Annotated in this window: 19 protein-coding genes; all 19 read right to left on the bottom strand. The window is 47.9% G+C overall.

All coding sequences use genetic code 11. The features are described 5' to 3' along the window. Positions 1-87: 87 nt before the first annotated feature. Entirely contained in the window at positions 88-1,809 is a 1,722-nt protein-coding gene (locus AC1S8V_RS27300; RefSeq protein WP_482071486.1) for a phospho-sugar mutase, read from the bottom strand. 111 nt (positions 1,810-1,920) lie between these two features. Continuing rightward, positions 1,921-2,352: a 3-hydroxyacyl-ACP dehydratase FabZ gene (gene fabZ / locus AC1S8V_RS27305; RefSeq protein ID WP_482071487.1), complete on the bottom strand. Its 432-nt coding sequence runs from the start codon at positions 2,350-2,352 to the stop codon at positions 1,921-1,923. 487 nt (positions 2,353-2,839) lie between these two features. Further along, positions 2,840-3,064, bottom strand: a complete 225-nt coding sequence (locus AC1S8V_RS27310) for a DNA-directed RNA polymerase subunit beta (protein WP_482071488.1) — start codon at positions 3,062-3,064, stop codon at positions 2,840-2,842. 12 nt (positions 3,065-3,076) lie between these two features. Then, positions 3,077-3,916 carry a flagellar hook-basal body protein gene (locus AC1S8V_RS27315; RefSeq protein ID WP_482071489.1) on the bottom strand — a complete coding sequence of 280 codons (840 nt, stop codon included), beginning with the start codon at positions 3,914-3,916 and terminating at the stop codon, positions 3,077-3,079. A 640-nt stretch (positions 3,917-4,556) separates the two neighbouring features. Next, a complete protein-coding gene (locus tag AC1S8V_RS27320; protein WP_482071490.1) occupies positions 4,557-5,441 on the bottom strand; it encodes a flagellar hook-basal body protein in 885 nt (294 codons plus the stop codon). A gap of 102 nt (positions 5,442-5,543) precedes the next feature. Beyond that, positions 5,544-6,542 (bottom strand): rod shape-determining protein, encoded by a 999-nt coding sequence (mreB, locus tag AC1S8V_RS27325; protein WP_145324412.1) that lies wholly within the window; start codon positions 6,540-6,542, stop codon positions 5,544-5,546. Between the two features lie 219 nt (positions 6,543-6,761). After that, on the bottom strand, positions 6,762-7,049 hold the full coding sequence (gene spoIIID / locus AC1S8V_RS27330) for a sporulation transcriptional regulator SpoIIID (protein WP_017691945.1): 288 nt from the start codon (positions 7,047-7,049) through the stop codon (positions 6,762-6,764). Positions 7,050-7,219: 170 nt separating this feature from the next. Further along, a complete protein-coding gene (locus AC1S8V_RS27335) occupies positions 7,220-7,960 on the bottom strand; it encodes a peptidoglycan DD-metalloendopeptidase family protein (protein ID WP_482071491.1) in 741 nt (246 codons plus the stop codon). 478 nt (positions 7,961-8,438) lie between these two features. Then, positions 8,439-9,773 (bottom strand): stage II sporulation protein D, encoded by a 1,335-nt coding sequence (gene spoIID, locus AC1S8V_RS27340; protein ID WP_482071492.1) that lies wholly within the window; start codon positions 9,771-9,773, stop codon positions 8,439-8,441. Positions 9,774-10,243: 470 nt separating this feature from the next. Then, positions 10,244-11,590 carry a UDP-N-acetylglucosamine 1-carboxyvinyltransferase gene (gene murA / locus AC1S8V_RS27345; RefSeq protein ID WP_082762960.1) on the bottom strand — a complete coding sequence of 449 codons (1,347 nt, stop codon included), beginning with the start codon at positions 11,588-11,590 and terminating at the stop codon, positions 10,244-10,246. A gap of 521 nt (positions 11,591-12,111) precedes the next feature. After that, the gene (locus AC1S8V_RS27350; protein ID WP_017691941.1) at positions 12,112-12,369 is read right to left on the bottom strand and encodes a DUF1146 family protein; all 258 of its coding nucleotides are present in this window, start codon (positions 12,367-12,369) and stop codon (positions 12,112-12,114) included. A gap of 609 nt (positions 12,370-12,978) precedes the next feature. Continuing rightward, positions 12,979-13,383, bottom strand: coding sequence for a F0F1 ATP synthase subunit epsilon (locus AC1S8V_RS27355; protein WP_482071493.1), 405 nt, complete (start codon positions 13,381-13,383; stop codon positions 12,979-12,981). A gap of 60 nt (positions 13,384-13,443) precedes the next feature. After that, entirely contained in the window at positions 13,444-14,847 is a 1,404-nt protein-coding gene (gene atpD / locus AC1S8V_RS27360; RefSeq protein WP_047840699.1) for a F0F1 ATP synthase subunit beta, read from the bottom strand. A gap of 95 nt (positions 14,848-14,942) precedes the next feature. After that, a complete protein-coding gene (atpG, locus tag AC1S8V_RS27365; protein ID WP_482071494.1) occupies positions 14,943-15,815 on the bottom strand; it encodes an ATP synthase F1 subunit gamma in 873 nt (290 codons plus the stop codon). A gap of 170 nt (positions 15,816-15,985) precedes the next feature. Continuing rightward, a complete protein-coding gene (atpA, locus tag AC1S8V_RS27370; protein ID WP_047840700.1) occupies positions 15,986-17,500 on the bottom strand; it encodes a F0F1 ATP synthase subunit alpha in 1,515 nt (504 codons plus the stop codon). 16 nt (positions 17,501-17,516) lie between these two features. Beyond that, entirely contained in the window at positions 17,517-18,065 is a 549-nt protein-coding gene (locus AC1S8V_RS27375; protein WP_482071495.1) for a F0F1 ATP synthase subunit delta, read from the bottom strand. Beyond that, complete coding sequence (gene atpF / locus AC1S8V_RS27380; protein WP_482071496.1) at positions 18,062-18,550, bottom strand: F0F1 ATP synthase subunit B; 489 nt, start codon at positions 18,548-18,550, stop codon at positions 18,062-18,064. The genes AC1S8V_RS27375 and atpF overlap by 4 nt, the downstream gene beginning before the upstream one ends. Before the next feature lie 115 nt (positions 18,551-18,665). Further along, a complete protein-coding gene (atpE, locus tag AC1S8V_RS27385) occupies positions 18,666-18,890 on the bottom strand; it encodes a F0F1 ATP synthase subunit C (protein WP_090922866.1) in 225 nt (74 codons plus the stop codon). A 77-nt stretch (positions 18,891-18,967) separates the two neighbouring features. Further along, entirely contained in the window at positions 18,968-19,786 is an 819-nt protein-coding gene (atpB, locus tag AC1S8V_RS27390) for a F0F1 ATP synthase subunit A (RefSeq protein ID WP_482071497.1), read from the bottom strand. Positions 19,787-19,794: the final 8 nt, after the last annotated feature.

Here is a 19,794-nt window from a genome sequence, read left to right on the forward strand (position 1 = left end):
AAATTATTTCAAAGAAAAACCCCTCCGCCAACCAACCTTACGGTGCGGAGAGGCCTTCTCATGTCCTTACTTGTTGCTTCATTCGTATTATTGTGCGTCTACACGCGACATCACTGTAGTCACCAGACGCTCGATCCGGCTTTCCGCATCTTCCAGGTTCTCTCCACGCACGGCGAAGTATACTTTGATCTTCGGTTCTGTTCCTGAAGGGCGCAAGCAGAACCATGAACCGTCTGCCAAAATGAACTTCAGCACGTTTCCCTTCGGAAGACCGTCCAGACCAAGGGAATAGTCCAGTACATCTTGTACCGCAATTCCCGCTACTTCTTGTGGTGGATTGGAACGCCAGTCCGTCATTTTGGCCTGAATCTGCGCTACGCCGTCTTTGCCTTTCAGCGTACGGGACTCCAGCTTCTCCAGGAAGTATCCGAATTGGTTGTACAACTCTTGCAAGACATCATAGAGCGTCTTGCCTTGACTCTTATAATAAGCAGCAGCTTCAGCAATCAGCATCGAGGCAAGCACAGCATCCTTGTCACGGGCATAGTTGCCTGAAAGGTAGCCATAACTCTCTTCATAGCCGAACAAGAATGTATGACTGCCTGTTGCTTCGAACTGGTTCATTTTTTCACCGATATATTTGAAGCCTGTCAGTGTGTTCATCACTTCTGCACCGTAATGTTCAGCAATGACCGCACCCATCTCACTTGTTACGATCGTTTTGACAACCGCGCCGTTGCTTGGTAGTGTACCCGTCTCTTGCAGGCGGCTCAATAGGTAATGTACCATAACGGCACCAGACTGGTTTCCGGACAAGACGAAATATTTGCCATCGTTGTCTTTCACGACAGCACCCATACGGTCTGCATCCGGATCTGTTCCGATCAGAATGTCAGCGCCTACGGATTCTCCTAGCTTCATTGCGAGCGTAAACGCTTCGCGTTCTTCCGGGTTAGGGGACTTCACTGTAGAGAACTCAGCATCCGGCTGTTCCTGTTCAGCTACAATGTGCACTTGCTCGAATCCGATCTGCTCCAGTACGCTACGTACAGGGATATTGCCTGTTCCGTGCAACGGTGTGTAGACGATTTTGAACTCACTACCTATGCCGGATTGGATCAGTTCGCGGCTCAGGCTACGGCTTGCAACGGTATCCACGAATGCTTGGTCCTGCTCTTCACCCAACCAGATCAGGAGCCCTTGAGCTTCTGCTTCTTCTTGCGTCAGCTTCTTCACATCAGCAAGGGAAGGTACTTCTTGAATGTACCGAATGACTTTTTCCGCTTCATTCGGTACCAATTGACCGCCCTCATGATTGTATACTTTGTATCCGTTATATTCCGGTGGGTTATGGCTCGCTGTTACGACGATTCCGCCAGTGGCCTTCTGATGACGCACTGCAAATGACAATTCCGGAGTCGAACGCAGGGATGGGAACAGCTTGGCTACAATGCCGTTTCCAGCCAGTACAAGCGCAGCATCCAGTGTGAATTCAGGTGAGAAATGACGGGAATCATGGGCAATGACAACCGAAGGTTTGCCTTCTTGGTCACCATGCTCCTCAAGTAGATAACGCGCAAATCCTTGAGTTGCCCGACCTACGGTGTAACGGTTCATCCGATTGCTTCCGGCACCAATAACTCCACGCAATCCGCCTGTACCGAACTCCAGGTTTCTGTAAAAACGTTCCTCCAGCTCTTTCGGCTGATCCTGCAAGTCACGAAGCTCCTGTTTCGTTGCTTCATCAATCGAAGCATCCTCCAACCATTGCTGCAACGTCTCTGCTGCTGTTGTGCTTAACTGTTCCATTCCGGTAAACCCCTTCCGTCTATATAAATTCAGGTGTGCTGAGATACTTCAGCATCTTGCATCATTCGGCCCGATTAAGTTCCTGCATGATGTAAATGCTCAATTATGTAATCAGCTTGGGTCAGACAGTGCAAACATGATTTCGCCTTCAGCGACCACTTTGTCGCCCACTCGGGCTGTTGCTTTACCTTTACCGATAGAACCCTTCAGACGCGTAATCTCCACTTCCAACATCAACGTATCTCCGGGCACAACTTGTCCACGGAATCGGAAGTTATCCAGTCCCGCCAAAAAGCCGATTTTGCCTCTATTGCCTTCCATATTCAGAATGGCTACTGCACCAACTTGAGCCAGCGCTTCTGTAATCAGTACACCCGGCATTACCGGATACTCTGGAAAATGACCAATGAAGAAAGGTTCGTTAATGGTTACGTTCTTCAGACCAACGGCACGTTTGCCATCCTCAATCTCTAGAATCTTGTCCACCAGCAGAAACGGGGGGCGGTGTGGGATAATTTCTTGAATCTGTTTGATATCGAGCACAGTGTAATCTCCTCTCAGGATGTTTATATGAGCATTCTTCATCATGGATTTTTCATGTGCGCATAGGTGACCGTTACGGTTACGGATCGTTCTTTCGATCGCTGTTGTTTCCTAATGTTTCTGAACATTTTTCAGATGGATAACATTCGGAAACAAAGGCGAGCGCTTCGCTTCTTTCGAACGATTCCGTTCCCTTCACTGACTTTAGTGCGGACATGGAAAACCTGATTATGATCAAGTCGAAGCTCATATACATGGGTTTTTAATTTTTAAATTTTGTATGGAAAGCATATTTTCGGTTAACACTAGTTATATCCTTCATGACTGCAGTAGTGAAGGTTAAGATAAGGGGTCTCTCTTCGCGATGACGAATGTCTTTCGCAGGGGAGGCCTCTTTTGCCTATGAAACGTCATCCATCATTATACTGTTTTCAACGTCAAAAAGAAAACTCCTGCCTGCGCAGGAGTTTTCGCTGAACTCGTTACATTATGGAGCGAACACCAGATTATATACATGTTCCCATGTACTCCATTGCCATACGGAACCGATATCCTGTTTGCCCAGTACCACATATCCAGCTACCATTCCGCCAGCGAGGGCAAGAACAAGCAGGACAGGAACCAGAAACCATCTTGCGATGTGCCATCCACTCTTCTTCTTCTTGACTTCCTTCTTCTCCGGCTTACTGTTCTGCTGCTGTGTTTCTGTCATCACATTCACCTTTTACGCTCTCATATTGTTGGCAAGACCCAACATGGAATCACTTGAAGTCAGCGCTCGTGCTGCCAGCTGGTATGTCCGCTGTCCTTGCATAAGCAAAGACATCTCCTGTGTCAGATCTACATTGGATTGCTCCAGATAACCTGGACGGATCATGGCAACCGCTTGACGTGTAGCCGCGTTGGCCCCAAATACATCATCCTCAGTCAATCCCGCATCCAGACCGAACAGGTTATCCGCATACTGTACCAGACCCTCAGGGCGTTCAATGTCTACCACTTGCAGCTGTGCTCCAATGGTTGCATTCGCCTCATTACCGCGTCTGATTAGCAAGTTGCCATTTTCATCAAAAGCAACTTTGCTATTAGTCGGTGCCGTAATACGGTTGCCTAGACGATCCAGGGCAAAGTGACCTTCGCCGTTAACCATGACCATCATATCTGGTGCATTCGGAGCAGGCTTTGGTCTTGTATCCGGTACAAAATGAAATGCACCCTGACGTGTCCACATTTTCTCCCCATTTGCTTCAACCGCAAACATGGCATTTCCCTCAATGGCCAGATCGGTCGGAAGGCCAGTCTCGTTCAAGCTACCTTGAGACATATCCTTCGTTACATTCGCCAAACGCGCACCAAAACCCAGGTTATATCCCATTGGTGTGGAACGTCCGTCGAGTTTGTACTTGTCGTGTTGTTGTTGCACCCGTGTCAGCACATCCTCGAAAGCCGCTTGCTTGCTCTTATAGCCTGCCGTATTCACGTTGGCAATATTATCGGAAATGACATCCAGACGCTGCTGTATAGCGGTCATGGAAACCTTGGCACTAATCATGGAATTATTCATATGGTGGATTACCCTCCCTTGTGTCCTGTCCACCCTCCCAAACCCTCCCTAGTAGGGAGGGCCCCAGATGGCGCTGCCCTCTGGACTCCCGAAACAGGCGGATTAGGTAAGTGGGGTACGATCTTGCTAAGTGACGATGGTGTGTGTGCGCCGCGACCGCCCGACTATGATTCACGCCATAACTTCACATGGCTGAATCATAGTCGGGCACGCTCTTTATGCGGTGGGTAGCTCCGCGTGGTCTCTTCCTTGCTTTGCTCCGCAAAGGGCTGTCGAGACCATCGCTACGCTTAGGTACTGCAACGCAATCCTCGCATAGGCTCGGATGCGTCTTGGCTCTTGGCTCCGCGTGGTCTCTCCCTGCTTTGCTTCGCAAAGGACTGTCGAGACCGTCGCTGTGCTCAGGTACTGCTGCGCAATCCTCGCATGGCTCGGCTGCGTCTGGGCTCTTGCGCTCCGCGTGGTCTCTCCCTGCTTTGCTTCGCAAAGGACTGTTGAGACCGTCGCTGCGCTCAGGTACTGCTGCGCAATCCTCGCATAGGCTCGGTTGCGTTTGTTTTGCGCTTCGCGTGAGCCTCTCTGCTTTGCTACGCAAAGGACGTTTGGCTCTCTGCTGCGCGGTTATATTTAAACGTCGGCGTTATACGCGCCCGACTTCATTGACGGCTTTATCCAAACTGCGGTCGTAGAATTGTACGATCTTCTGGTTTGCTTCATACGCGCGGAATGCGGCGTTCATATCGACTGTGGCCTGTGAAGCATCCACATTCGAGCCTTCCAGGTAACCCTGACGGATCTGCACATTATCACCTGCAGCCATCATCCGAGAGGTTGCCCCGTTTGCATCACTAAGACTGAAATTGCCATCACCTTGACGAACCAGCTGATTCGGTTGGTCAATGACACTGATCCCGAGTGTTACACCTGTCGGTGCACCTGTTGCTGCGTCCACAAGACGACCTTGCTCATCCACTTTAAATTGCTCCACAGAACCTGTCAACACTACAGGTTGTCCATTATTATCCAACACTTGTGAACCTGTTGAACTCAGCAATTGTCCTGTTCCTGTAATATCAAAGTGACCATCGCGTGTATATCTCGTGTTACCTTCTGCATCCTGAACTGTAAAATACGCCTGAGGCTGGTAAGTCACCGTGCCATCGGCCCGTACAAATTTGCCCGAAGCGTCAAACGGGACAGGTTGTCCAGTCTGCGGATCATTGACAGTCATATTGGATGAGATGGAAAAATCATTTTTCTGTCCCGTCTCCATAATAGTCCCCTGCAAATTCATGGACAAACTCTCTTCCGCGAACACTCCCGTGTTCAGCTTGCCCAGCCGCTTTGTTGGAAGATTTGCATCTCCGCCTACCAAAGTAATGAGCATTTCCGGGAAGGAACGGCTTACGCTGTTCACCTGTTTATATCCCGTCGTGTTCGCATTTACAATATTCTGTGTTGCTGTGTCATGGCGGCGTTGTTGCGTAATCATTCCCGCAGTAGCGGTGTACAGACCTCTTAACATGAATTAACCCCTCTCCTCAAGCGCTTGTCCTGCATCACAGGTTTGCTGCTTGTCCGTTCTGCTTCCCGAGCATGGCGAACCTTTGCTATTTATATCGGCAGATTAGAACTTTTTCTTAACCACCTGATCCAAATTATTAAGCATAATGCCTGTCCCCTTCACGACACAATGCATTGGATCTTCCGCAACCCATACCGGTACATGCAATTCATTGGACAAAAGCTCGTCTAGTCCTTTAAGTAATGCGCCTCCACCAGTCAACACTACACCGCGGTCGATAATGTCCGCTGACAATTCCGGCGGTGTACGTTCCAATACCGACTTCGCTGCAACGATGATGGATTGCACTGAATCCCAGAGTGCTTCCTGTACTTCTTTTCCCGATACCGTTACGGTAACTGGCAGACCGGATACCATATCGCGCCCGCGAATATCCATCTCGGACTGATGTCCACCTGGTGTCACGGAACCAATCGCAATCTTGATATCTTCCGCGGTCCGTTCGCCGATCATGAGCTTGTACTTGGCTTTGATAAACTTGATAATGGCTTCGTCAAACTTGTCCCCTGCGACTTTAATAGAAGAGGCGGTGACCACGTCGCCCATAGAAAGGACTGCAACGTCAGTCGTGCCGCCGCCGATATCCACGACCATATTGCCGCTCGGCTGAAAAATATCCATTCCCGCACCGATCGCTGCCGCTTTCGGCTCTTCTTCCAGAAACACTTCTTTGGCACCACTGCGCTCCGCCGCCTCGCGGATGGCCTTCTGCTCCACGGAAGTAATGTTCGTTGGTGCACAGATCAGAATTCGAGGGTGGCTGTACCAGCTTCTTGCACCTACACGATTAATGAAATGTCTGAGCATCGCTTCTGTAATCTCGAAATCCGCAATAACGCCGTCGCGCAACGGTCTAATGGCAACAATGTTACCTGGAGTACGCCCCACCATACGACGCGCTTCTTCCCCAACAGCAAGGACACGCTTCGTATCTCTTTCAATGGTCACGACGGAAGGTTCATCGAGGACAACCCCACTTCCTTTCACGTGAATAAGCACGTTCGCCGTGCCAAGATCAATACCGATATCCTTGCTAAACATAAAAGAGCCCCCAAAGTGATATTATTTGGTCAGCGTATCCTGTGAAAAAGAGTCCCTTATCACGTCACCGCTCGTTCGACAAAGTGCAACATATATATGTAAAAATCGGGCTGATAAGATGTCATAATTCGATCCTGTACCAGCTTTTAACATATCATACTTCAGGGGAGGGATTCAATGCATGTGTGAGCTTTTTGGCCTACGTCTTTGAGAAGAAGCTTACAATTTGGCGGAAGCCAACACCTCACGTTTCTTGCCACTCGTTTTTTTGTATTTAATTTTGGTCGCTTCACCGCCCCGCAAATGGCGGATTGACTTATGATACTCCAAAATGTGTTTCACCTGGTCAGCAAGATCAGGGTTGATTTCCGGCAGACGCTCCGTCAGATCCTTATGCACAGTACTCTTTGACACGCCGAATTCCTTGGCTATGGTACGGACCGTATTCCTCGTCTCAACAATGCAGCGACCAATTTTGATGGTCCGTTCCTTGATGTAATCGTGCACGCTCCCGCCTCCCTACTGTGTGGATAGTTTGGTACATTATATGAGGAGCATGCCTATATATTCGCGGTTTAGAGGTATGACAAGCTTCGAAGGTCCCATTATTTTCTGAAAAGCACAAAAAGAGCAGAGGTTTAACCCTCTGCCCGTCATGTTGCTGCGGTAAAAATCATTTATTTTTCCGGAAGATATCCTTGCGGGTTAACCGGCTGTCCGTCTTCGTACACTTCAAAGTGAAGGTGGTTGCCGAGCGTTTTACCCAATTCATTGACGCCAGCAGATGCAATCGCATCTCCCTGTTTCACTTCGTCGTCCTGTTTCACTTTGACGTCTGCCAGGCTTTGGTATACCGTCTTCAGGTTATCGCTGTGTGTGATTTCCACAACTTGACCTGTGAGCGGATTTTGCTCCACCCGTGTAACTTTACCGGCAAGTGCTGCTTTTACTTCAAACGTTTTGTTATCCCCACGTGCCAGATCCACACCCGTGTTCGGGATGAATGTATCATTGTACTGCACCATTGCCGCTTCATGTTCCTCAGTTGAAGCTTCGCTGTCATAGAAAGGTTTCACTACTGAAATTTCGGACGGTACCGCTACCGGCCATACAAAATTCTCCGACTTTGCAACAACTTCCACACTTTCTTCTTCTCCGCCTACTGCTGTTTCTTCTGTACCCGCCGTTGCACCTGTTTCTACTACCCCGCTAGCAGGGTCCGAGTTCAGCGTCTTGTCGCCTGTGCCCTGATAGACCCACACTAAGGTTAGTATAATACCTGCTGCTGCGATGTAGGCTGCCGGGAAGACCCAGCGTTTGGACATTGCTCTTCTCCATGAAGAGGGCTGGCTAGCCGGTACCCCTTGAGTTGTTTTAGGAGTTTCTTCTTGGATTGTTTTTTTGTTTTGTTCATTCATCTTAATCACCTCAGTAACAAGTGTTACCGGGTGCAACTCTTTTATACACGCGCGACTCTAATTATTTTCACGGAGGTTTCAGAGAGTGCTATATATATTTGGAGATGAGTGTTAGTTCATGCGCCGCTTCGGGGCCAGAAAACCTTTCGACCGCTGGTTACTACCAGATTTCTTCTATCACCTTCTCAAAGGTGAAATCCGGTAGTAAAGGCGGACACTTCGTTTCTACAGGTCTTTTCTGTCCCCTGCGCTCTCCATACGCTAGCACTCTCCGCACCTATAGCCGAATCTCGAAAGCTCCGGAATGGGTGGCTGGTAGAGAAGACTGGATTGCTGGTTTGGCTGTGATGGTCAACCCTTCTATGAAGTAAGTTTATCGGCTGAGAGCGAAATGATATAGGATGTGACTGAGATACCACGCGTCTGAGATTCGTTAGCGTATCCATTCGAATTAATTCGCCATCCCTGTTCATCTCTCCTACTTCGCTGCCAGCATCTTGGATGCCTGTCCGAATGAGATGCCGGTATAGTAATGTTTGAGAATCTGGGTGGCGGTGTGACCCTCCTGCGCCATACCGTTTGCTCCCCATTGGCTCATACCCACACCATGCCCATAACCGTACGTTGTAATCTCAACCTCATCTCCCACGGCCTTCCAACTGAACTGACTGGACCTTAACCCAAGCAGCTTGCGAACCTCAGGACCGTTGAATGTTTCACCTGCGATCTGCATTTCCTTAATTCGATGCCCTTTGGTTGTAGATAATACTTCCATCCACGATCCATCCTTCTGAGCAGTAACCGGAATAGCATCCAGATTCAATTTCTGCAGAATCTCGCTACGTTTCATCGTAACGGTCTGTTTGAAGCCCGGAGCCAGACTTTTATCCCATGGACTGTCTACACTTTGCAGATACGGTACAGCGTTCCCCCATACATCCTCCGCATTCTCGGTATACCCATTACTTGTGGAGAAAAAGGATGCCGTGATCGCTTTGCCCTGATATGTCATGACCACATCTCGACTTTCGCGTACAGCCTGTTGCAGCTTCTCCCATTCCTTCGCCTTCCCCAGACGAGTCCATTCCGATTTCACCTGATCTGGAGGAATAAACACCTGGTGGCTGACCGTATCCGTCACATCCGCCGCACCCGATGGAACACCGCTTGTATCACTCGCAGCGAGTCTTCGTACGATAAATGTGCGCGCTGCGATCGCCTGCGCCTTTAACGCCTCCAGTCTGAATTCCGCCGGCATCTCTGCTGCCACTACCCCGGTAACATAGTCTTCCAATGGCAGATTCATCGTTGTCCCCGTTGCAGACAGGTATACGCGTACTTTGGGTTCAGGGTAGGTAACAGGAACTGCTGGTGCAGGAGCTGGGGTTCTTGTACTGCTGTCATCGGTTGGAGCAGGGATTGGCTTTGGTGATTCGTTCGTCCGTGGCCATACCAGAATTACCGGAATCAGCAATGCCATTGCCAATAATGCAGATACAGCGGCAGCCGGTTGCCATCGTGTAGAGTTGCGTCCCCATCGGCGTTTTCGTCCGAATGTCCGCATTCGACGACGCTTCACCCGGCGGAACTGGTCCAACTCAATAACAGGTATATGGATGTGCTCGGCTGCCTGTCGGTCTAGTTTATCTGTCGACATCCGTTCTGGGCTTGAACATTTTGCAGGCTGTGATGGGACAGCCCTCAGATTCACTGGGGCAAGCTTGTCAACTCCAGAAACGATATTCTCCTCTGGCTCTTGCATACCCGGACGAGGGACAAGGGGTACCTTTACCTGTACACGAGCTTCTTTCATTGGAATATAACCCTCCGTTGTCTATGGCCGGTTAGGTGCCGGTTGTGTTGTTCAAATCCATAGTTTAGGGTATGAGCTGGCTTGATCTGATAGAACCTGATTTAAGAGAAACGGGGCCCTTTTCGTTCCGATAACTTTCCAGCTTTCTTTTACTATGTACATCTTAAAAAGGTTGATCTGTCGCTGAATACCGGTGTTTAGCTGGATACGACACCCTATATAAAGTACGCTCTTTCATTTTGTTCAGAATCGATACAGAATACGATGTTATGCTATACAAGTTAGGACCAGCTATTAATAGAATCAGGTATCAAACATTACGTCCGTCTTCTTGAAAATAAACACAAAAAAAGCCAAGCCGGATGGCTTAGCTTTATCATCTTTTACAACATATGTTCCATCGCATGTGTAATCCACACAACCGTGTGACTCAATACTACAGAACAGTATTCTTCTAATTCAATCCAGTGTTAAGCCAAAGTCGGTTGTACCTTAAACATCGGTACTTCTTTCTCCACTTTTTCACTAGGTGCTTTGGTTGCTTCCAGCTTAGGCTCATCAACCGAGATCCGATAGATGTCAGCTCCAAGTCCGTTAAGCTTCTCAGCGAGATGTACATAGCCACGGTCGATGTGATGAACACCGCCCACTTCCGTTGTACCTTCAGCAACAAGACCTGCAATAATGAGTGCGGCACCCGCACGCAAATCTGTAGCCGTTACTTTGGCACCCTTCAGTTTGGCATTCCCTGTGATGATGGACGAACGTCCTTCAACCTTGATCTCCGCATTCATCAATTGGAATTCATCCACATGCATGAATCGGTTTTCAAAAACAGTCTCTGTCACGACACTTGTTCCTTCAGATGCGAGCAAGAGCGCCATCATCTGAGATTGCATATCTGTCGGGAATCCTGGGTATGGTAATGTTTTTACATCCACAGCCTTAAGAGGACGATCTGCGATTACACGCACGCCATTCTCATCCGGTTGGATCGTTACACCCATCTCTTCAAGCTTCGCAATAACGGAGCCCAGGTGGTCAGAGATTGCACCTTCAATGTACACGTCACCACCAGAGATTGCAGCAGCAGCCATATACGTACCAGCTTCTACCCGATCCGGAATGACCGTGTGTGTAACACCTGTCAGTTTCTCCACACCTTCAATGCGGATTACTCCAGTACCAGCACCACGTACGATGGCGCCCATTCCATTCAGGAAGTTGGCAAGATCCACAATTTCAGGTTCTTTTGCCGCGTTCTCCAGAACAGTTACACCTTCAGCCAATGTTGCAGCCATCATAATATTTTGAGTGGCACCTACGGAAGCCACATCCAGATAAATTTTCGCGCCACGCAACCGACCTTGGCTACGAGCTTCGATATAACCCTGGCCCAAGCTGATCTCTGCGCCCATGGCTTCAAAACCTTTCAAATGCTGGTCAATAGGCCGTGTACCGATGGCACATCCACCAGGAAGTGAGATTCTTGTATGACCCATTCGCGTCAACAAAGGCCCCATGACCAGGAAAGACGCCCGCATTTTACTTACCCATTCATACGGGGCTTCACAGGAAGTAAGTTTCTCCGCATTTACGGTAATCACTTCGTCCCGGTATGTAACTCCCGCTCCCAGCGATTCCAACACCTTGTTAATCGTCATCACATCGTCTAGAGGAGGTGCGTCAATAATAACGCTTTGTCCTTCTTCCCCTAAGAGAGAGGCAGCGATGATCGGAAGAACAGAATTTTTAGCGCCGCTAACTTTGACACTTCCGGTCAACCTTTTGCCACCGCGGACGATAAATTTGCTCATCATGGTTCCCTCCGCGCTTTTATTCCCTTTTCTTCATTCCGGAATACGTAAGCCCCACTGTGGTAGAAAGGACTGTTGCTGTGTGTGGAATTTCGACATATTCTGGCATATTGCCACAGATGTCTGTTCAGAAAAGAATTGGTTTTTATAATCGATATCAATAATACCATGTGCCGTGCACCTGACAATTCAGCATGTAAAATCTGTGTTTACAAGCCAGCAGAGCATCAGAACAGACAGAGTGGGATGGTTATTGGCCGGCATGAACCGGATATCCCGTTTATAACTACAATATAAGTGAACAATTGTGAATTCCCTAACTTCCATCATAACATTGTTGAATTGTACGATACAAGCATTTTTTACTTAAAACATCTCAAATTCATCCAATTTTACGTCACATTTTTTTCTTAATTTCTTTACCGACAACTCATACTCTAATTGTTAACACAATTAATCGATGTTATTCGACAATGAGCACCTTGAAGATCCTCACAGATGATTAACCAACCATCTCAACATTAAAACAAATTACGCAACATTTGAGTCCAGGACAAGTAGTCAATGACAAAGCCAGCAACGGCATGCCCCAAAATAATGGCGAGCAACAAATGCAACAGTCTTCCCTGAGCACCTCGTGGTTGCCTGATGATTAAATCCAGTTTGAGATTTGTCAAAGCCCACCAAGACAACGCAATACATAACAGGGAGACGATGATTGAGACCAAGCCATTGGTGCTTAACGCCTGGTTCACCTGATTCGTCAGATCAGTATCCATATATTCTTTACCTCCACATTTGTTGCAGCGATCAGCATATCATATGCCCGGCACCCATAACTTGTTAGTATTACTGGAATGTCTTGAGCACAACATACTGAGCGTACTGTCAGATTTACTCCTGCCAGGCAGGAATCTCCTGATGCCCAATGGGCGAGCAGCAACAATCCGGCTGTGCATGACTATGGAATCTACTACGCAGCTTCCTGCTTCTGCTGACTCTATGGAATATAGGCTCTTTCATCATACATTGTCAATTACATTGATTTCCACTTCTAAAATATTTTAATTTTAAAAAGCCGGGATTTTGTAACTAAAACGACATAAAAGAGCGCTATTTCGATATCGATTCTGTCATTTCCTCGGAAATAATTTAAAATTCTTTCATGAAAAAAATGGTTCTCTTAGTGGTACATGCGCCCACTACTTTAGTCCTACATTCTATTCGAATCCTCATAATCTGTGAATAATCTGCTTAAAAAACTTCTGTTTAATGAAGGGATGTCATGGAAGTTGTCGTCAGCCATTTTGATATATTCGATAAAACAATTCTATCAAACAAACTCAAAGAAGCCCGACAGACTAAGCCGCCGGGCTTCCAAGAATCGTTTATTTGCCGTATACATTAATCCGGTTAACCGCTTTTTGCAGCGCAATCTCTGCACGACGGTGATCAAAGTGGTCCTGATTGCTTTGGCTTGCAAGCCGGCGTTCTGCCCGCTCTTTGGCCGCACGTGCACGATCCACATCAATGCTTTCCGGGAATTCAGCACTCTCTGCGAGTACAACAACCTTATCTTTACGCACTTCAATAAACCCGCCACCGATAGCAACTCGTTTATTTTCTTTTCCGTTACGAATATAGATTGGTGCAATCTGCAAAGGTGTAACCATAGGAATATGACCTGGCAAAATGCCCAGTTCTCCTTCAATACCACGAGCCGTAATGCTATCCACTTGTTCTGAATATACCAGACGCTCGGGTGTTACAATTTCCAACAAAAAGGTGCTCAATTCCATCCCTCCTGAAACTATCCGAAGGATAGCCCGCATAAGGACAATCCTGGATTCAGACTAAACCAGTGTTTTGGCTTTCTCCACTGCCTCTTCAATTGTACCAACAAAGAGGAAAGCTGCTTCCGGAAGATCATCATACTTACCTTCGAGAATCTCTTTAAAGCTGCGCACCGTTTCTTTAACCGGAACGTATTTACCCGGAATACCGTTAAATGCTTCAGCAACGTGGAAAGGCTGGGACAAGAAACGTTGGATTTTACGAGCACGGTATACAAGCGCTCTGTCTTCCTCACTCAACTCGTCCATACCCAGGATTGCAATGATATCCTGCAATTCATTGTAACGCGCCAAGATACGTTTAACGCCTTGAGCTACGCTGTAGTGCTCTTCACCTACAACTTCAGGGGACAAGATCCGGGAGCTGGATGCCAGCGGATCTACCGCAGGGTAGATACCCATCTCGGAAATTTTACGCTCCAGGTTCGTCGTTGCATCCAAGTGGGCAAACGTCGTTGCAGGAGCCGGATCAGTGTAGTCATCCGCAGGCACGTAGATGGCCTGGATGGATGTTACAGAACCTTTTTTCGTTGAAGTGATACGTTCTTGCAGTTGACCCATTTCTGTTGCCAGCGTAGGTTGGTAACCTACAGCGGAAGGCATACGTCCAAGCAAGGCAGATACTTCAGAACCCGCTTGGGTGAAACGGAAGATATTATCGATAAAGAGCAACACGTCACGGCCTTCTTCATCACGGAAATATTCCGCCATGGTCAGACCTGTGAGGGCTACACGAAGACGTGCGCCTGGAGGCTCGTTCATTTGTCCGAAGACCATTGCTGTTTTGTTGATAACGCCGGAATCACTCATCTCGTGATACAAGTCATTACCTTCACGTGTACGCTCACCAACACCCGCGAATACGGAGATACCGCCGTGCTCTTGTGCGATGTTGTTGATCAATTCCTGAATCGTTACCGTCTTACCTACACCGGCACCACCGAAGAGACCGATTTTACCACCTTTGGCATAAGGAGCGAGCAAGTCGATAACTTTGATTCCTGTCTCCAGCATCTCTGCTTGGGTAGTCAGTTCATCAAATGCAGGTGCTGAACGGTGAATCGGGTTCTTGTGCTCAGCAGCTACGGCACCGCCAGTATCAATTGCTTCGCCGAGTACGTTAAATACACGACCCAGTGTTGCTTCTCCAACAGGTACAGAGATTGGCGCTCCTGTATCTAATGCTTCCATACCACGAACAAGTCCATCCGTGGAGGACATCGCAATACAACGTACTCGGTTGTCACCCAGATGTTTCGAAGCTTCGAGTGTAAGGTTTACACTAACGCCGCTCTCACTTACTGTAGTGATCGTAATGGCATTGAGGATTTCCGGCAGACCGCCGCGATCAAACTCGACGTCAACAACCGGACCCATGATGCTCACAACGCGTCCTTTGTTCATCTTAACGTTCCCCTCCTACAAGCCTGCTACTTTTGCAAAAATAATGTACCGTTCGTTTATCTTTGCTCTGCAAGCCTTCATTAATAAAAAAACGGTTAGCCTTGTGCTGCGTTGGCACCTGCCACAATTTCCGTAATCTCCTGCGTAATCGCCGCTTGACGGGCACGGTTATAGGTCAATGACAAGTCGTTAATGAGTTTGGATGCATTTTTGGTTGCATTACCCATTGCCGTCATTTTCGCGCCCAGCTCACTTGCCTTACCGTTCAGAAGTGCACCATAGATCAGCGTTTCCGCGTAACGCGGAAGCAAAACCTCCAGTACAGTCTCAGCAGACGGCTCGTATTCGTAGCTTGCCGTTGGTCCTTCCGCAGCAGTTACCTCAGGTGTTTCCATCGGAAGAAGTTTTTCTACCGTAGGAATCTGGGTCAACGCATTCACAAAGCGGTTATAACAAATGTACAATTCATCAAATTCAGCCAGTTCAAACCCATGAACCGCTTCGTGTGCGATGGATTTGATATCTGCAAATGAAGGCGAATCCGACAGATCCGTTGTTGTGGATGCCATCGCCATTTCACGACGTCTGAAGTAGTCGCGTCCTTTACGTCCAATGACGAACAATTCGTAGTCATCCTGGGAGTTGTGGCGCTCTTTGAGCGTTTGATTAACCTGACGCAAAACGTTCGCATTGTACCCACCTGCAAGACCACGGTCCGATGTAATGATCAGGTAAGCTGTCTTTTTGACCGGACGGCTCTCCAGCATCGGGTGCTGTATGCCTTGCGTGCTTGATGCAATACTAGCTACAACTTCTTTCAGTTTCTCCGAATAAGGACGGGCTGCTTCCGCTTTTTCCTGCGCTTTACGCAGTTTTGCAGCAGCTACCATCTCCATTGCTTTGGTGATCTGCTTGGTGCTTTGTACGCTTTTAATTTGCCGCTTAATTTCGCGCATGCCTTTTGCCATGATTTCACCACCTTAAAACTTTGACGGGGTCAAAGTTACTTCGTAAGCATCACCACTAGTTTTGACAAAGTCAAAACTACATCGTAAGCATCATCTTTTTTGACAGAGTCAAAGTATTACATGCAGACATGCGGAATCGGTTAGACAACTCCGCACCTGCAATCATTTATTTAGACAGAGACAGCAAAGCTCTTTCTGAACTTCTCAATTGCGCCTTTCAGCGCGTTTTCGTTGTCTGCAGTCAATTCTTTAGTATCACGGATCGATGCAAGAATTTCCGGATGGCTGCTCTCCATGAACGCGAGGAACTCACGCTCAAAACGAGTAACATCACCTGTTGGAATTTCATCCAGGAATCCTTTAACTGCAGTGTACAAGCTGACTACCTGTTGTTCTACAGGCAGAGGCTGGTTAACACCTTGCTTCAGGATTTCCATCATGCGTGCACCACGATTCAGGCGGGCCTGAGTCGCTTTGTCCAGATCGGAACCGAACTGGGAGAACGCTTGAAGCTCACGATATTGAGCGAGGTCGAGACGCAGGGAACCTGCAACCTTTTTCATCGCTTTAATCTGAGCAGAACCACCGACACGGGATACGGAAATACCTACGTTGATCGCCGGGCGTTGTCCAGCATTGAACAAGTCAGCTTCCAGGAAGATTTGTCCGTCCGTGATGGAGATTACGTTTGTTGGGATGTATGCAGATACGTCGGAAGCTTGTGTTTCAATAAACGGCAGTGCGGTTAAAGAACCACCACCAAGTTCATCATTCAGCTTCGCAGCACGCTCCAGCAAACGGGAGTGCAGGTAGAAGACGTCACCCGGATAAGCCTCACGGCCCGGTGGACGACGAAGCAACAAGGAAAGCTCACGGTATGCAGAGGCTTGTTTGGTCAAGTCATCGTAGATAACCAGAACGTGCTCGCCTTTGTACATGAAGTACTCACCCATCGAACAACCGGAATACGGTGCGATGTACAAGAGTGGTGATGGATCGGAAGCTGCTGCAGTTACAACAATGGTGTACTCCATTGCGCCTTTACGACGAAGAGTTTCCACAACTTGAGCAACCGTAGACTGTTTCTGACCAATAGCCACATAGATACACTTCATGCCGCTACCTTTTTGGTTCAGGATCGCATCAATCGCGATGGATGTTTTACCTGTTTGACGGTCACCGATGATCAACTCACGTTGTCCGCGACCGATTGGAACCATTGCATCAATGGCTTTGATCCCTGTTTGCATCGGCTCATGAACTGATTTACGATCCATTACGCCTGGTGCTTTACCTTCAACCGGACGGAATTCCGTTGTAGCGATTGGCCCTTTGCCATCTACAGGAATACCGAGCGGGTTCACAACGCGTCCAATCAATGCTTCGCCTACAGGCACTTGCATGATTTGACCAGTACGTTTCACTTGGTCACCTTCACGAATATCGTAGTAAGGTCCCAGGATAACGACACCGACATTGCTTTCTTCGACGTTCATGGCGAGTCCCATAACACCGCTTGGGAATTCAACCAACTCGTTGGACATGACGTTCTCAAGTCCGTAAACACGAGCGATACCATCACCAACCTCGATTACCGTTCCGACTTCGACTACATCGATATCGGTCTTGTATTGTTCGATTTGGCTCTTAATTAATGTACTGATTTCTTCTGGTTTGATACTCAAGTGTCCTCACCCCAATCTACTGTACTCGTCTGTTAAAAGACTGCTCAAGACGTTCGAGCTTGCCAGCCAAGCTGCCGTCATAGATCGTATCGCCAATGGCGACTTTCAATCCGCCCAGCAGAGTCGGATCAACAATGTTCTCGATACGAATCTTTTTATTCACACGGCCACCGAATTCACGGGCTACCGCTTCTTTTTCTTCATCATTCAACGCATAAGTCGAGTAGACACGTGCATCAGCGATGCCCAGCGACTCACCTTGGATCTTCCGATAATCATTCAGCAAGTCTCCCAGCAATTCAACGCGTCCGCGCTCAATCAACAACAAGACTGTACGAAGGACTGAATCGGATACCTTGCCATCAAGACTTGAGTGAAGCACGTTCTGCTTGGCTTCATCAGAAATATTAGGGGATACGATAAATTTTTCGATATCTGCATCTCCGGTCAATGCACTGACTACTGCAACCAGTTCCTGTTCAACCTCAAGCACCTGCTGTTGCTGAAGAGCAACTTCGAACAATGCTTTCGCATAACGCTTGGCAACAATCGTATCGCGGCTCATTGTCGGCCTCCTACCTCATTGAGGTATTGGTTCACAAGCTCTTCTTGTGCAGGACCGTTCTCAACTTCTTTTTTGATCAACTTGGATGCAATCTGAACGGAAGCAGTACCCAGTTCGCTGCGAAGTGCTGCGACTGCTTTGTTCTTCTCGCTCTCGATTTCGCGTACTGCATCGTCTTTCAGACGATTAGCTTCAGCTTTTGCATCAGCCAAAATCGATTCAGCTTGTTTACCACCCGTTTGTTTGGACTGTTCAATGATGTCGTAAGCATCTTGGCGTGCTTGCTCAAGAGCTTGTTTTTGTTCCTCCACATAGGCAATGGCCTGTTCCCGAGTCTGTGCAGCCTCATTCATCTGCGTCATCACGAGTTCACGACGTTTTTCCATAATGGAGAACAAAGGCCCGAAGGCATAACGGCTAAGCAGCCAATATAAAATTGCAAATGCAATAATCGCAAGAAGCGTATTTTCCCATATGAAACTCAATCTGTTCACTCCTTCCTGGAGGTATCCTTGAAACATTCATCTGCAAGTAGCAGACATTACCTAAAAAGAAGGCGCGGATGGCTATGGCCTTCCCCGCCAAACCTTTAAAATTTAATTAAGCCGCACCGTAGAACATGAACGCGAGTACCACACCGATGATCGGCAATACCTCGATCAAACCTACACCGATAAACATTGTTGTTTGAAGAGTGGATTTTGCTTCCGGTTGACGGGCAATACCTTCCACCGTTTTGCTGATTACCATACCGTTACCAATACCTGCGCCAAACGCGCCCAGTCCTGCAACAATTGCTGCTGCGATTAATGCCATTGCTCCCATTTGTATATCCTCCTTAAAATGATAAATCGAATTTTTTATTGTTCAGCCTGGTGAAGAAATCTTCGTAGGCTTGAAACTTAATGCTCGTCGTGCGTCTCGATGCTCTGTGAAATGTACACCATCATCAAGATAACAAACACAAATGCCTGGATCGCGCCGATAAAGATACTAAAGCCTTGCCACACCATTAGTAGCGGAATCGCTGCAATAGCACCAAACACTTTGAATGTGGTCAGTTTCAGGATCGTTGCGATCAGTACCTCACCCGCGAAGATATTCGCGAATAGACGCATACCGTGTGTCAACAGCTTGGATGCCGTCTCAATCAAGTTGATTGGCAAGAACAAGGCGAAAGGCTTAAGGTAATGCTGGAGATATCCTCTGGTGTTACGGAACAATCCGAGTCCATGAGATACAAGGAACGCTACAAGAGCAAGTCCCATCGTTACAGACAAATCGGCTGTCGGTGATTTCCACCAGGCCAGTTCAACGTGTGGATGTGCTTCCGGGTCCTTGGCATGCGCTTTTTCAAACGCCTCCACCGCTGTAACAATCGGCTGACCGAACACCTGCGCATGTTCTGCGCTGTCCACTGCAGTTACCGCTTGGAATGGAAGTCCGAGCATGTTTCCTACAAAAATGAACATGATCATGGAAAGAGCGAGAGAGATAAAATGTTTACCTTTCTTCATATCCATTGTACTGGAAATCAGATTGCGGACGAATTCTACTGCCCACTCCATAAAATTTTGCAGCTTGCCGGGGTTTTCAACGGATAGTCTTCGTGTGGCCAGTACAGCAAAAATAAAAACAAGGGCACCTGTAACTACCAGCATCAACACAACCGATAGATCCAGTCGAAATCCGCCAAGCATAATAATTGGAGCTTCATGCATATTTTTCT

The sequence above is a fragment of the Paenibacillus sp. B46(2026) genome (assembly GCF_056786355.1).

Excerpts from the sequence above, each read along its gene's own strand:
- mreB (WP_145324412.1), bottom strand. The coding sequence starts at position 6,542 with ATGTTTAGCAAGGATATCGGTATTGATCTTGGCACGGCGAACGTGCTT.
- atpD (WP_047840699.1), bottom strand. The coding sequence starts at position 14,847 with ATGAACAAAGGACGCGTTGTGAGCATCATGGGTCCGGTTGTTGACGTC.
- AC1S8V_RS27350 (WP_017691941.1), bottom strand. The coding sequence starts at position 12,369 with ATGGATACTGATCTGACGAATCAGGTGAACCAGGCGTTAAGCACCAAT.
- AC1S8V_RS27315 (WP_482071489.1), bottom strand. The coding sequence starts at position 3,916 with ATGAATAATTCCATGATTAGTGCCAAGGTTTCCATGACCGCTATACAG.
- atpB (WP_482071497.1), bottom strand. The coding sequence starts at position 19,786 with ATGCATGAAGCTCCAATTATTATGCTTGGCGGATTTCGACTGGATCTA.
- AC1S8V_RS27320 (WP_482071490.1), bottom strand. The coding sequence starts at position 5,441 with ATGTTAAGAGGTCTGTACACCGCTACTGCGGGAATGATTACGCAACAA.
- atpG (WP_482071494.1), bottom strand. The coding sequence starts at position 15,815 with ATGGCAAAAGGCATGCGCGAAATTAAGCGGCAAATTAAAAGCGTACAA.
- AC1S8V_RS27310 (WP_482071488.1), bottom strand. The coding sequence starts at position 3,064 with ATGACAGAAACACAGCAGCAGAACAGTAAGCCGGAGAAGAAGGAAGTC.
- atpE (WP_090922866.1), bottom strand. The coding sequence starts at position 18,890 with ATGGGAGCAATGGCATTAATCGCAGCAGCAATTGTTGCAGGACTGGGC.
- AC1S8V_RS27335 (WP_482071491.1), bottom strand. The coding sequence starts at position 7,960 with ATGAATGAACAAAACAAAAAAACAATCCAAGAAGAAACTCCTAAAACA.
- spoIID (WP_482071492.1), bottom strand. The coding sequence starts at position 9,773 with ATGAAAGAAGCTCGTGTACAGGTAAAGGTACCCCTTGTCCCTCGTCCG.
- murA (WP_082762960.1), bottom strand. The coding sequence starts at position 11,590 with ATGAGCAAATTTATCGTCCGCGGTGGCAAAAGGTTGACCGGAAGTGTC.
- AC1S8V_RS27375 (WP_482071495.1), bottom strand. The coding sequence starts at position 18,065 with ATGAGCCGCGATACGATTGTTGCCAAGCGTTATGCGAAAGCATTGTTC.
- AC1S8V_RS27300 (WP_482071486.1), bottom strand. The coding sequence starts at position 1,809 with ATGGAACAGTTAAGCACAACAGCAGCAGAGACGTTGCAGCAATGGTTG.